At 63.3% G+C, this 12,437-nt stretch carries 10 protein-coding genes; 6 read left to right on the forward strand and 4 right to left on the reverse strand.

Annotated features, from left to right (window positions below; all coding sequences use genetic code 11):
- Nucleotides 1-145 precede the first annotated feature (145 nt).
- The 5 genes from ACF8RA_RS02670 (at nucleotide 146) to gcvP (ending at nucleotide 7,635) form a co-directional block, all read left to right on the forward strand.
- Nucleotides 146-1,147 (forward strand): extracellular solute-binding protein, encoded by a 1,002-nt coding sequence (locus ACF8RA_RS02670; protein ID WP_012054051.1) that lies wholly within the window; start codon nucleotides 146-148, stop codon nucleotides 1,145-1,147.
- Between the two features lie 152 nt (nucleotides 1,148-1,299).
- A complete protein-coding gene (locus ACF8RA_RS02675; RefSeq protein ID WP_176682821.1) occupies nucleotides 1,300-2,922 on the forward strand; it encodes an iron ABC transporter permease in 1,623 nt (540 codons plus the stop codon).
- A 127-nt stretch (nucleotides 2,923-3,049) separates the two neighbouring features.
- Nucleotides 3,050-4,132 carry a glycine cleavage system aminomethyltransferase GcvT gene (gene gcvT / locus ACF8RA_RS02680; RefSeq protein ID WP_252460452.1) on the forward strand — a complete coding sequence of 361 codons (1,083 nt, stop codon included), beginning with the start codon at nucleotides 3,050-3,052 and terminating at the stop codon, nucleotides 4,130-4,132.
- Between the two features lie 51 nt (nucleotides 4,133-4,183).
- The gene (gene gcvH / locus ACF8RA_RS02685) at nucleotides 4,184-4,567 is read left to right on the forward strand and encodes a glycine cleavage system protein GcvH (RefSeq protein WP_176682820.1); all 384 of its coding nucleotides are present in this window, start codon (nucleotides 4,184-4,186) and stop codon (nucleotides 4,565-4,567) included.
- Nucleotides 4,568-4,761: 194 nt separating this feature from the next.
- A complete protein-coding gene (gcvP, locus tag ACF8RA_RS02690; protein ID WP_392518760.1) occupies nucleotides 4,762-7,635 on the forward strand; it encodes an aminomethyl-transferring glycine dehydrogenase in 2,874 nt (957 codons plus the stop codon).
- Between the two features lie 65 nt (nucleotides 7,636-7,700).
- Here gcvP and ACF8RA_RS02695 read toward each other — a convergent pair whose 3' ends face one another.
- From ACF8RA_RS02695 to ACF8RA_RS02705, 3 genes are all read right to left on the reverse strand, one after another.
- Nucleotides 7,701-8,015, reverse strand: a complete 315-nt coding sequence (locus tag ACF8RA_RS02695) for a DUF2388 domain-containing protein (RefSeq protein WP_176682818.1) — start codon at nucleotides 8,013-8,015, stop codon at nucleotides 7,701-7,703.
- An 88-nt stretch (nucleotides 8,016-8,103) separates the two neighbouring features.
- Nucleotides 8,104-9,777, reverse strand: coding sequence for a GspE/PulE family protein (locus ACF8RA_RS02700; protein WP_392518761.1), 1,674 nt, complete (start codon nucleotides 9,775-9,777; stop codon nucleotides 8,104-8,106).
- Nucleotides 9,778-9,962: 185 nt separating this feature from the next.
- Entirely contained in the window at nucleotides 9,963-10,268 is a 306-nt protein-coding gene (locus ACF8RA_RS02705; RefSeq protein ID WP_209969256.1) for a hypothetical protein, read from the reverse strand.
- Between the two features lie 126 nt (nucleotides 10,269-10,394).
- Between ACF8RA_RS02705 and ACF8RA_RS02710 the strand changes: the two genes are divergently transcribed.
- A complete protein-coding gene (locus ACF8RA_RS02710) occupies nucleotides 10,395-10,865 on the forward strand; it encodes an Lrp/AsnC family transcriptional regulator (protein ID WP_003253717.1) in 471 nt (156 codons plus the stop codon).
- A gap of 162 nt (nucleotides 10,866-11,027) precedes the next feature.
- Here the strand turns inward: ACF8RA_RS02710 and ACF8RA_RS02715 are convergent, their stop codons facing one another.
- The gene (locus tag ACF8RA_RS02715; RefSeq protein ID WP_176682815.1) at nucleotides 11,028-12,395 is read right to left on the reverse strand and encodes an inorganic triphosphatase; all 1,368 of its coding nucleotides are present in this window, start codon (nucleotides 12,393-12,395) and stop codon (nucleotides 11,028-11,030) included.
- Nucleotides 12,396-12,437 lie beyond the last annotated feature (42 nt).

Genomic DNA, 12,437 nt, shown 5'->3' on the forward strand with positions numbered 1-12,437 from the left:
CCTTTCGCGACACCAGGCCGCTCCCACAGCGTGGCGCAATCACCTGTGGTAGTCCTTTGCAACATCCGGTAACGCCTAGGTAGGTGAGCCAGAAAATGGGATTCACTACCATTCGCACCTCTCATACGATCGAGGAGTGCTTAAAATGTTGCCACGCAAGCCCCTACTGGCCGCCTTGGCCCTGACCCTGTTCGGCGGCACTGCCCAGGCAGCGGACGAAGTGGTGGTGTACTCCTCGCGCATCGACGAGCTGATCAAGCCGGTGTTCGATGCCTATACCGCCAAGACCGGTGTCAAGATCAAGTTCATTACCGACAAGGAAGCCCCGCTGATGCAGCGCATCAAGGCCGAGGGCGACAACGGCGTGGCCGACCTGTTGCTGACCGTCGATGCAGGCAACCTGTGGCAGGCTGAGCAGATGGGCATCCTGCAGCCGATCGAGTCCGACGTCATCGACCAGAATATCCCGTCGCAGTACCGCGCCTCGTCCCACGACTGGACCGGTCTGAGCCTGCGCGCCCGCACCATCATCTACTCCACCGAGCGAGTCAAACCCGAAGAATTGAGCACCTACGAAGCCCTGGCTGACAAACAGTGGGAAGGCCGTCTGTGCCTGCGCACGGCCAAGAAGGTGTACAACCAGTCGCTGACCGCCACCTTGATCGAAACCCACGGTGAGGCCAAGACCGAGCAAATCGTCAAAGGTTGGGTCAACAACCTGTCCACCGATGTGTTCTCCGACGACAACGCGGTGATCCAGGCCATCGAGGCCGGGCAGTGTGATGTGGGCGTGGTCAACACCTACTATTACGGCCGTCTGCACAAGCAGAACCCGAACCTGCCGGTGAAGATCTTCTGGCCCAACCAGGGTGATCGTGGTGTGCATGTGAACCTCTCGGGCATCGGCCTGACCAAGCATGCGCCACACCCGGAAGCCGCGAAGAAACTGGTGGAATGGATGACCGGCGAAGAAGCGCAGAAGCTGTTCGCTGACATCAACCAGGAATTCCCGGCCAACCCGAAGGTGAAACCTTCGGAGGAAGTGGCGGCGTGGGGCAGCTTCAAGGCCGACAGCATTCCGGTGGAAATTGCCGGCAAGCGCCAGGCTGAAGCCATTCGCCTGATGGATCGGGCTGGCTACAACTAAGCGCCAGGCTTTATCCTCTCTGGGCCCGTTAGGGCCCTTTCGCGGGTAAACCCGCTCCTACAGGATCTGCACTGCCTTGCGCGGTCCCCGTAGGAGCGGGTTTACCCGCGAACGGCCGCGCAGCGGTCGCCATCGCACTCGAGATTTCAGCCTTGCCCCACACCCCCCAACGCCGCTGGTACCTCCCGGTCTCCCTGATCGCCGCCTTGGTGCTGCTGCCCCTGAGCGTGCTGCTGCTCTCCTGGCAATCCATCGACCTGCAGATCTGGTCCCACCTGCTCGACACCCAGATGGGCCGCCTGCTCGGCAATACCCTGACCCTGGTGGTGGGTGTGGGTATTGGTGTCACCGTGCTGGGCGTCAGCCTGGCCTGGCTCACCAGCCTCTGCGACTTCCCCGGTCGACGCTGGCTGGACTGGGCGCTGATGTTACCGTTCGCCATCCCGGCCTACGTGCTGGCGTTCGTCTTCGTCGGCCTGCTGGACTTTGCCGGCCCGGTGCAAAGCGCCCTGCGCGAGGTGTTCGGGCCAATGCGCCTGCCTCGGGTGCGTTCCACCGGTGGGGTAATCACCGTCCTGGTGCTGGTCTTCTATCCCTATGTCTACTTGTTGGCGCGCACGGCTTTCCTGGCTCAGGGCAAGGGCCTGATGGAGGCGGCGCGGGTACTTGGGTTAACGCCCCTGCAGGCTTTCTGGCGGGTGGCCCTGCCCATGGCGCGGCCGGCGATCGGTGCCGGTATCGCCCTGGCGCTGATGGAAACCCTGGCCGACTTCGGTGCAGTGGCCGTATTCAACTTCGACACCTTCACCACGGCCATCTACAAGACCTGGTACGGCTTCTTCAGCTTGTCCAGTGCGGCCCAGTTGGCCAGCTTGCTGTTGCTGGCGGTGATGCTGGTGCTGTACGGCGAGCGCCGCGCCCGTGGTGCCAGCCGCAGCGGCAACGAACGACCACGCGTGCAGGCGCTTTATCAACTGCGTGGACTCAAGGCGCTGCTGGCCAGTGGCTGGTGCCTGCTGGTGTTCGCCTGCGCTTTCGTCATCCCGTTGCTGCAGTTGCTGGCGTGGTTCTGGCAGCGCGGCCGGCATGACCTGGATGAGCGTTATATCGGCCTGGTGCTGCACACCCTTTACCTGGGCAGCATGGCGGCGCTGGTCACGGTATGTGTGGCGCTGCTGCTGGCCTTTGCCCGGCGCCAGGCACCGACGGGCGGTATCCGCGCCGGGGTTGGTCTGGCCAATCTGGGGTATGCCCTGCCCGGTTCGGTGTTGGCGGTGTCGATCATGCTGGCCTTCAGTTACCTCGACAACCACCTGGTCATTCCGCTGTCCAGCTGGCTGGGCGGCGCCGGCAAGCCGCTGCTGCTAGGCAGCCTCTCGGCGTTGCTGTTGGCCTACCTGGTGCGCTTCATCGCGGTGGCCTACGGGCCGCTGGAGAGCAGCCTGGAACGCATCCGCCCCTCACTCCCCGAAGCCTCGCGCAGCCTGGGTGTCGGCGGCGCAAGATTGTTTTTCAAGGTATATCTGCCGCTGCTGGTACCCGGTGCCCTTAGTGCCGCGCTGCTGGTGTTCGTCGACGTGCTCAAGGAAATGCCCGCCACCTTGCTGATGCGGCCGTTCGGCTGGGACACCCTCGCTGTGCGGGTGTTCGAGATGACCAGCGAGGGCGAATGGGCGCGAGCCTCGCTGCCGGCACTGACCTTGGTAATGGTGGGGCTGCTGCCGGTCATCGGACTGATTCGCCGTTCGGCCCGCCGACCCGGTCACAGTCACTGAGGATGTCAGCTTGCGACCTTGCGGCTACAATGCGCGGCATTCGCGCGGCGGGTGTGAGTAACAAGAACAGCTGACGACCCAACGTCATCGACCGCCGCCGCTTCGCCACGCCCGGAAGGAGAAACCCATGGGACAGCGCACGCTTTTGTATGACCTGCACCTGGCGCTAGGCGCCAAGACGGTCGATTTCGGTGGCTGGGACATGCCCCTGCACTATGGCTCGCAGGTCGAGGAGCACCATCAGGTGCGCAGCGATTGCGGCGTCTTCGATGTTTCTCATATGACCGTGATCGATGTCGACGGCACTGATGCCACTGTTTGGCTGCAGCGTCTGCTGGCCAACGACGTGGCCCGCCTCGACGACACCGGCAAGGCGCTGTATAGCCCGCTGCTGAACGAACAGGGCGGGGTGATCGATGATCTGATTGTCTACCGCACTGAAACCGGCTATCGCCTGGTCACCAATGCCGCCACCCGTGCCAAGGTGCTCGATTGGCTGCAATTGCAACGTGCCGGTTTTTCCGTGGACTTCCAGGTCCGCCCTGATCTGGCCATCCTTGCCATCCAGGGGCCGCGTGCCCGCGAAAAGGTCGCGGCCTTGCTCAGCCCCGCGCGCGCTGCACTCATCCGCGAACTGCGCCCGTTCGAGGGCGTTGCCGACGGCGACTGGTTCATTGCCCGCACCGGCTATACCGGTGAGGACGGCCTGGAGATCATCTTCCCGGGCGATCAGGCGGTGGCCTTCTTCAACGACCTGGTCGGTGCCGGTATCGCCCCAAGCGGCCTGGGCGCCCGCGATACCCTGCGCCTGGAAGCCGGCATGAATCTGTACGGCCAGGACATCGACGAAAACCACACCCCGCTCACCTCCAACCTGGGCTGGAGCATCGCCTGGGAACCGGCCGAGCGCGACTTCATCGGCCGTGCCGGCCTGCTTGCGGAAATCGAGCACGGCGTGCAGGAAAAACTGGTGGGTCTGGTGCTGGAAGAGCGCGGTGTACTGCGCGCCCATCAGGTAGTACGTGTAGCCGGTATTGGCGAAGGGGAGATCACCAGTGGTAGTTTCTCGCCTACGCTGAGCAAGTCCATTGCGTTGGCGCGCGTGCCTATGGCTACCGGTGATCGGGCCGAGGTAGAAATTCGCGGCAAGTGGTACCCGGTGCGGGTGGTCAAACCGACCTTCGTGCGCCACGGCAAGATCCTGATCTGAACAATTTATAACCGGCGGGCGTACCGCTGAGCCAATCGAGGAATTCAAGACATGAGCAATATCCCCGCCGACCTGCGTTTTGCCGAAAGCCATGAGTGGGCTCGCCTGGAAGCCGACGGCAGTGTGACCGTGGGAATCAGCGATCACGCCCAGCAAGCCTTGGGTGATGTGGTGTTCGTCGAGCTGGCTGAAGTCGGCAAAGTGTTTGGCGCTGGCGACGCTGCGGGTGTGGTGGAGTCGGTCAAGGCCGCTTCGGACATCTACGCCCCGGTCGGTGGCGAAGTGATTGCGGTCAACGAAGAGCTGGCTGAGAGCCCGGAACTGCTCAACGAAGAGCCTTACGATTCGTGGATCTTCAAATTGAAGCCAAGCAACCCGGCCGAGCTGGACAAGTTGCTGGATGCTGCTGGCTACAAGGCCCTGATTGGCGAGTAAGACCGCGTCGCCTGCTTCGCGGCTAAAGCCTCCTACACGGGTACAGCACTGCATTCGAGGCGGGTGCAGCCCCTGTAGGAGCGGCTTTAGCCGCGAAGAGGCCGGGCCTGCAGACAAGTTTCCCCGCACAATCGGCAATCCCTTCCTAGACTTGTAAGTCTCCATGAGACCTGGTCCAGGAAGAGAGCGTCGTCATGTCCCAGTCGCCAAGCCTGCATCAACTGCAAGAGTTCAACCCATTTCTGCGCCGTCACCTGGGCCCCGATGCCACAGAGCAGCAGGCCATGCTCAACGCGCTGGGTATCGCCAGCCGCAACGAGCTGATCGAGCAGACCGTTCCGCCCGACATCCGCCTCAATCGCCCCCTCGACCTCCCAGCGGCACTGGACGAGCAAGCCGCCCTGGCCAAGCTCGCCGGTTACGCCGAACAGAATCAGGTCTGGACCAGCCTCATCGGTATGGGCTACCACGGCACCATCACCCCCACGGTCATCCTGCGCAACGTGCTGGAAAACCCCGGCTGGTACACCGCCTACACGCCATACCAACCCGAAATTGCCCAAGGCCGGCTGGAGGCGCTGCTGAACTTCCAGCAAATGGTCATTGACCTCACTGGCCTGGCTCTGGCCAATGCCTCGCTGCTCGATGAAGCCACTGCTGCCGCCGAGGCCATGGCCTTGGCCAAGCGGGTGGCACGCAACACGAGCAACACCTTCTTTGCCGACGAGCACTGTCATCCGCAGACCCTATCGGTACTCAAGACCCGCGCCGAGGGCTTCGGCTTCGAGCTGATCGTCGACTCTGTGGATAATCTTGCCAAGCACTCCGTGTTCGGCGCTTTGCTGCAGTACCCCGACACCCACGGCGAAGTGCGCGACTTGCGCCCGTTGATCGACCAGGTGCACAGCCAGCAGGCCTTGGCCTGCGTAGCCGCTGACCTGCTAAGCCTGGTGGTGCTGGCGCCGCCCGGAGAACTGGGCGCCGATGTGGTGCTGGGCTCGACCCAGCGCTTTGGTGTGCCGATGGGCTATGGCGGGCCTCACGCGGCCTATTTCGCCTGTCGCGACGACTACAAGCGGGCTATGCCGGGGCGCATCATCGGCGTATCGCGCGATGCCCGTGGCAACACCGCATTACGGATGGCCCTGCAGACCCGCGAGCAGCATATTCGCCGCGAAAAGGCCAATTCCAACATCTGCACGGCCCAGGTGCTGCTGGCCAACATTGCTGGCTTCTACGCGGTGTACCACGGCCCGGAAGGCCTGCAGCGCATCGCTCAGCGTGTGCACCGGCTGACCTTCATCCTGGCTGCCGGCCTCGAGGCCAAGGGCATCAAACGCCTCAATCAGCACTTCTTCGATACCCTTACCCTGGATGTTGGCGGTGCCCAGGCGGCCATCATTGAAAGCGCCGAGGCCGCGCACATCAATTTGCGCATTCTCGGTCGCGGGCACTTGGGGGTGAGCCTGGACGAAACCTGCAACGAGCAGACGGTGCTGCGCCTGCTCGACATCTTCCTGGGGGTGGATCACGGCCTGGAAATCACCGCCCTCGACCAGTTGGCCCTGCCTGAAGGCATCCCCGCCAGCCTGGTGCGACGCACGCCATTCCTCGCCCACCCCGTGTTCAACCTGCATCACAGCGAAACAGAGATGCTGCGCTACCTCAAGCAACTGGAGAACAAGGACCTGGCGCTGAACCAGTCGATGATCCCGTTGGGCTCGTGCACCATGAAACTCAACGCCACCAGTGAGATGATCCCCATTACCTGGCCCGGCTTCGCCCAGTTGCATCCGTTCGCCCCTGCTGCCCAGGCGGCAGGCTACAAGGCGATGATCGACGAACTGGAAAACTGGCTATGCGCGATCACCGGCTTCGATGCGATCTGCATGCAGCCCAACTCCGGTGCTCAGGGTGAATACGCCGGCCTGATGGCCATCACGCGCTATCACCGCAGCCGCCATCAGCCGATGCGTACGTTGTGCCTGATCCCGTCGTCGGCCCACGGCACCAACCCGGCGTCGGCACAGATGGCTGGCATGGAAGTGGTGATTGTCGACTGCGACAACGATGGCAACGTCGACCTGGCTGACCTCAAAGCCAAGGCACACGCGGCCGGGGAGCGTCTGTCGTGCCTGATGATCACCTACCCCTCGACCCACGGTGTGTACGAAGAGGGGATACGCGAAATCTGCGCTGTGGTGCACCAGCACGGTGGCCAGGTGTACATGGACGGTGCCAACCTCAATGCCCAGGTGGGCCTGGCGCGCCCCGCAGACATTGGGGCCGATGTTTCACACATGAACCTGCACAAGACTTTCTGCATTCCCCACGGCGGGGGCGGCCCGGGTATGGGGCCGATCGGTATCCGCGCGCACCTCAAGCCGTTCGTCGCCAGCCACCCGGTGGTGCCGGTGCCTGGGTTGGACCCGAACAACAGCGCGGTCAGCGCCGCGCCCTGGGGCAGCGCAAGCATCTTGCCGATAAGCTGGATGTACATTGCCATGATGGGCCCGCAGCTGGCCGACGCCAGCGAGGTGGCTATCCTCTCGGCCAACTACCTGGCCAGCCGATTGGGCGCGGCGTTCCCGGTGCTCTACCGTGGGCGTAATCAGCGCGTGGCGCATGAATGCATCCTCGACCTACGGCCGTTGAAGGCACTGACAGGCATCAGCGAAGAGGACGTGGCCAAGCGCCTGATGGACTATGGCTTCCACGCACCGACCATGTCCTTCCCTGTGCCGGGCACGTTGATGGTGGAGCCGACCGAGAGTGAATCGAAGGCCGAGCTGGACCGGTTCGTCGAGGCGATGCTGGCGATTCGGGCGGAAATTGACGAAGTACAGCAGGGCAACTGGCCAGCGGAGAACAACCCGTTGAAGCATGCACCGCATACCTTGGCTGATGTGCTGGGGGTGTGGGACAGGCCGTATAGCCTGGAGCAGGCGGTGGCCCCCAGTGCTCACGTGCGCCAGCACAAGTACTGGCCGGCGGTGAACCGGGTAGACAACGTATATGGGGACAGGAACCTGTTCTGCGCGTGTGTGCCGGTGGAGGCTTATCGCTGAGGTTGGTGTTGGATGCTTCGCGGGTACCTGTAGGAGCGGGTTTACCCGCGAAGCAGGCGACGCAGTTACTCGGCTACCGCATTCTTGGCCAGGATGGCATTGGCCAGCTCCATGTCGGAAGCCTGCATCCCTGGGTTCTCTGCCCGTGCCTCGCGCATGGCCGCTTCCAGGAACGGCCCGCGGATAGCGCCTTCGCTGGCGACGAAGCTGCTGGCGTCATCCTGCGCGGCCACTACCCGCTTGTGATCCCGCGAGGTCAGGTAGCTCGACGCCGTGGTAGCGCCGGAAGTCATCACGTTACGCCAGAAGGTATCGGCCATGGCCGAGCCAAGAGGCAGCGAAAGCAAGGTGGCCGCGGCAATGGCGGTTTTGAGACGCATGTTGAAACACCTCGAAGGGTGATGATTGAAGATGCGCGCTTGGATCTTTACGGGCAAGGCAAGTTCCTTGAATACAAAGGACTTTTCGTCAGTTGCAGACGCGCAGCACTTCCTCGGTACGGGTCTGCCCAGCGGCCACTTTGGCCTCGCCGCAACGGCGCAGGTCAATCAGGCCATCGGCCAGCGCCTGGCGCCGCAAACGGGTCAGGTCGGCATCAGGGCCGATCAATGCGCGCAAGGTGTCGCTGGGCTCGAGCAGTTCGAATAATCCCGTGCGCCCCTGAAAGCCGGTGCCGCGGCAGGCTCGGCAGGTGACTGATGAGCCTGCCTGGCAGTCGGTGCAGACGGTTCGCACCAGGCGCTGGGCCATCACCCCGATAAGCGTCGCCTTGATCAGGTAGTCGGCTACACCCAGCTCTTGCAAGCGGGTGATGGCTGCACAGGCGTCGTTGGTATGCAGGGTCGACAGCACCAGGTGCCCGGTCAGCGCTGCCTGCACTGCCACCAGGGCGGTTTCGCGGTCGCGGATTTCGCCGATCATGATGATGTCGGGGTCTTGGCGCAGCATGGCCCTGACCGCGTTGGCGAACCCCAGGTCCAGCGCTGGCTGCACCTGCAGCTGGTTGAAGGCTGGTTCCAGGCGCTCGATCGGGTCTTCGATGGTGCACAGGTTGACCTGAGGTGTGGCCAGCAGTTTGAGGCTGGTGTACAGCGTGCTGGTCTTGCCAGAGCCGGTGGGGCCGGTGACCAGGATGATGTCTTGGCGCTGACGTAGCAGGCGCTGCCATTGGGCCAGTTGCTGGCCTTGCAGGCCAAGGCGTTCGAAGCCCTCTTGCAACTGGTGCGGGTCGAACAGGCGCAGCACCAGTTTCTCGCCAAACGGGGTGGGCAGGGTCGAAAGCCGCAGCTCCACTTCGCCACCGCCCGGTAGGCGGCTTTGTAGCCGGCCGTCCTGCGGCCGGCGCTTCTCTGCAACGTCCATGCGGCCCAGGTGTTTCAGGCGGCTGACGAGGGCCAGGGTGACCCCGGCGGGGAAGGCATAGACGGTGTGCAGCAGGCCATCGATGCGGTAGCGCAGCTGGCCCTGTTCGCGGCGCGGTTCCAGGTGAATATCGCTGGCGCGTTGCTCGATGGCGTACTGCAACAGCCAGTCGACGATATGAACGATGTGCGCGTCGTCTGCGCTGGCCTCGGCCTGGCGTTTGCCCAGCTCGAGCAATTGCTCAAGTTCCCCCAGGCTGGCCGACTGCTGGTATTGCGCGCCTTTTACCGACTGGGCCAGGCGGTGGAACGACTGCGCTGATTGACGGATCTGCTGCGGGCTGGCCAGTACGCGACGGATCTCCCGGCCGAGGCTGCGGGCCAGGTCGGCCTGCCAGTCATCCTGGAAAGGCTGGGCGCTGGCGACGGTGACGCTGGAGGCATCGGTGGCGACGATGAGGATGCCGTGGCGCTGGGCGAAGGCTGGGGAGATCAGGCCGGTGACCTGGGGCAGGTCGAGTTGCATGGGGTCGATGCGCAGGTAGGGTTGTCCGACCTTGTCGGCCAGCCACTGGCAAAGGTGCTCCAGGTCCAGGGGCTGGCCGGGATGCTGGCGGCTTTCCAGGTTGCAGGCGGCGATGTGTTCCAGCGGGTGGCTAGCGGGGTGGGTGGCGGCGTGTTCGAGTACTTGCAGGGTATCGCTGGCGTGCAGGTGCTGGTCAGCGAGCAGGGCCTGGAGCACGCGCTTGAGGTCGAGTGCAGGGTTGTCGGGGGTGTGCATGGTTGGCGTCCGTGCCTGATCGGGTAGTGCTGATCAAGGCTAGCCGGGCGGCGGGAGGCTATCGGAGGTGAAAGGTTTCGGAATTTTGCTGCGCCTGTATCGGACGCTTCGCGGGTGGACCCTTTCCTAAAGGGATCGCACGGGCCTTTAGTGCTATGCGGTACAGGCCCGGCAGAGAGGGTGGTTCAGACCACTGCCAACGCCACTCGCTGCAAGTTGGTCAGGCTCACCTCACCCACACACACCAGGTTACGCAGCTTCTGTGCTATGACCTCGGCCCGGTGCCAGCTCAACCCGCCAATGCCGATTTCGATATCCAGCCAGTCATCCTGCTGCCTGACCTGCACGCTATGCGGGGTCAGGAACTGCAAGGCGAACAGGTTGAGCACCCGGCACAGGCTATCGGGCTCGGCTTCGGCCTGCAGGCGATAGTGCACGGTGCTGTGGGCGTTAGTGGCGGCCCAGGCGTCGGTACGGGGCTGTGCGTTCATGCTGGTCTCCGCAAATGATAGAGAAATTCTTGCACGTTGCTGGCGGCATTTTTTCGCTATGATTGGGCTGTTTCACCTTAATGGTGAATTCAATTATTCAATAAAAGCCGTTTTGGAGAATGAATAATGCACAGCGAGCTGGACGCCTACGACCGTCGCATCCTCGAACTGCTGCAGGAGGACGCTTCGCTGTCCAGCGCACAGATCGCCGAGCGCGTCGGGCTGTCGCAATCGCCGTGCTGGCGGCGCATTCAGCGCTTGAAGGAAGAGGGGGTGATTCGTGGGCAGGTGACCTTGCTGGACCGCAAGAAGGTCGGCCTGAACACGCAGATTTTCGCCGAAGTGAAACTGAACGCCCATGGGCGCTCCAACTTCACCGAGTTCACCGAGGCGATCCGTGGGTTCCCAGAGGTGCTGGAGTGTTATGTGCTGATGGGGGCTGTGGACTTTCTGCTGCGTATCGTCACGTCGGACATCGAGGCCTACGAGCGGTTCTTCTTCGAAAAACTGTCGAACGTGCCGGGGATTCAGGAGGTGAACTCGATTGTGGCGCTTTCCGAGATCAAGTCCACCACTAGCCTGCCGCTATCGCGTTGAGGCCATTCGCGGGTAAACCCGCTCCTACACCGGTGAGGTCATTCGCGGGTAAACCCGCTCCTACACCGGTGTGGTCATTCGCGGGTAAACCCGTGCCTACACACGGCCTCACGCCTGACCCTTTGTAGGAGCGGGTTTACCCGCGAAGCAGGCGACGCGGTATCACGCCTTGAGCAGGTGCTTCCAGCCGCGGCTCTGGTCCACCGCCCGAGCCTGTTCGATACGCGCTTCCAGCACTTCATCGCTGATGGGCTGCTCGGCCAGTTCGTGCAGCTTTTTCAGGTCGCCGTACAGGCGGTCCATCTGCGGCGCTTCCAGCACCTGGCGGGCGTGGTGCAGCCAGGCCAGAAGCTGCTCGATACGTGGCAGCTGCTCGGCCAGGTCTTCCGGGCGCTGGGTGTACAGCGGCAGCTTCAACGCGCGGCCTTCCTCGCCCAGCAAGTGCCCCAGCCAGCTGGCCAGTTGTGCCTTGCCTTGGCGTTCGCCGCGGCCCTTGCGCTCTGTGGTCCAGGTGCGGGCCATCAGCCAGCGTGAGGTTTCCAGCGAGAACTGGCCCCAGCGTACGTCTTCCAGTTCTTCGGCAAACTGCTCAGGCGCGGCGCGACGGATGTCTTCGTCATCGTTGCCGGCCTGCACCAGCGGGCGCCAGTCTTCAAGCAAGGCATCAAGGCTGGCGCGCAGGTCGCGGGTGGTTGCGCGCGGTGCTGCCTGGCCCAGGCTGGCGGTGAGCGCGCGCAGCTCGCTCAGGCACTCGACCCAGTCCTGGAGCAGGCGCCAGTGGCCGTTGTGGCGGTACTGCTCGGCCAGGCGCTGGCTGCTGCCCAGCAGTTGCCAGGCGAGGGCGGCATAGGCGTCGTCCAGGGCCATTTCGGCTTCCAGCGCGGTGTGTGGCAGGGCCAGCTCGTAGCTGTCCGGTTCCAGCAGGCGGTAACCACGCTCGGCCTTGCTGATGTCGCACGGCATCAGTGGCAGACTGGCGGCCAGTTCTGCAGCCAGTTCCAGCAGTGCTTGCGGTTCACCTTCGCGCAATTCCAGCTCCAGCTCGCAGATCTCTTCCTTGCGCTTGCCGGCGATCACGAAGCCTTGGTCCAGCGCAGCCTCGATCACCACCTTGCTCTTGCCACGGCCCCAGGCGATTTCAGCGTATTCACGGCTGAAGTCGGTGGTGAACAGCGGCTTGATGGTTTTCTTGTCCAGGTTGGCCAGTTGCTCGGGCCAGCAGGTGGCGTCCAGCTTCTTCAGGTCGAGCTTGACCTTGTCCAGGTTCCATTCGTACTCGTTGCGCTCGGACAGGCCGGCCACGCTCTGGCCGCGGCACTTGAGGGTTTGAATGACAGCGTCGCCATCGCGGCGCAGGCGCAGGGCGACACGGGCGGCGGACAGCTCACGCTCGGGGGTGTCGAAGTACTGGTTGAGCAGTTCACGGGTCTGCCAGCCGGACTTGTTGCGCTTTTTCAGCAGAGGGTGCTCGCGCAGGGCGGCAAGGGTCTCGCGGCTGGCGCGGAGCTTCAGTTCGGTTTCTTTGTGCATCACAGACTCGAAAGAGGGGGCGTGGTTGGCAGAGAGTCTACA

It is taken from the genome of Pseudomonas sp. FYR_5 (assembly GCF_043106315.1).
GTDB classification, from domain to species: domain Bacteria; phylum Pseudomonadota; class Gammaproteobacteria; order Pseudomonadales; family Pseudomonadaceae; genus Aquipseudomonas; species Aquipseudomonas putida_Y.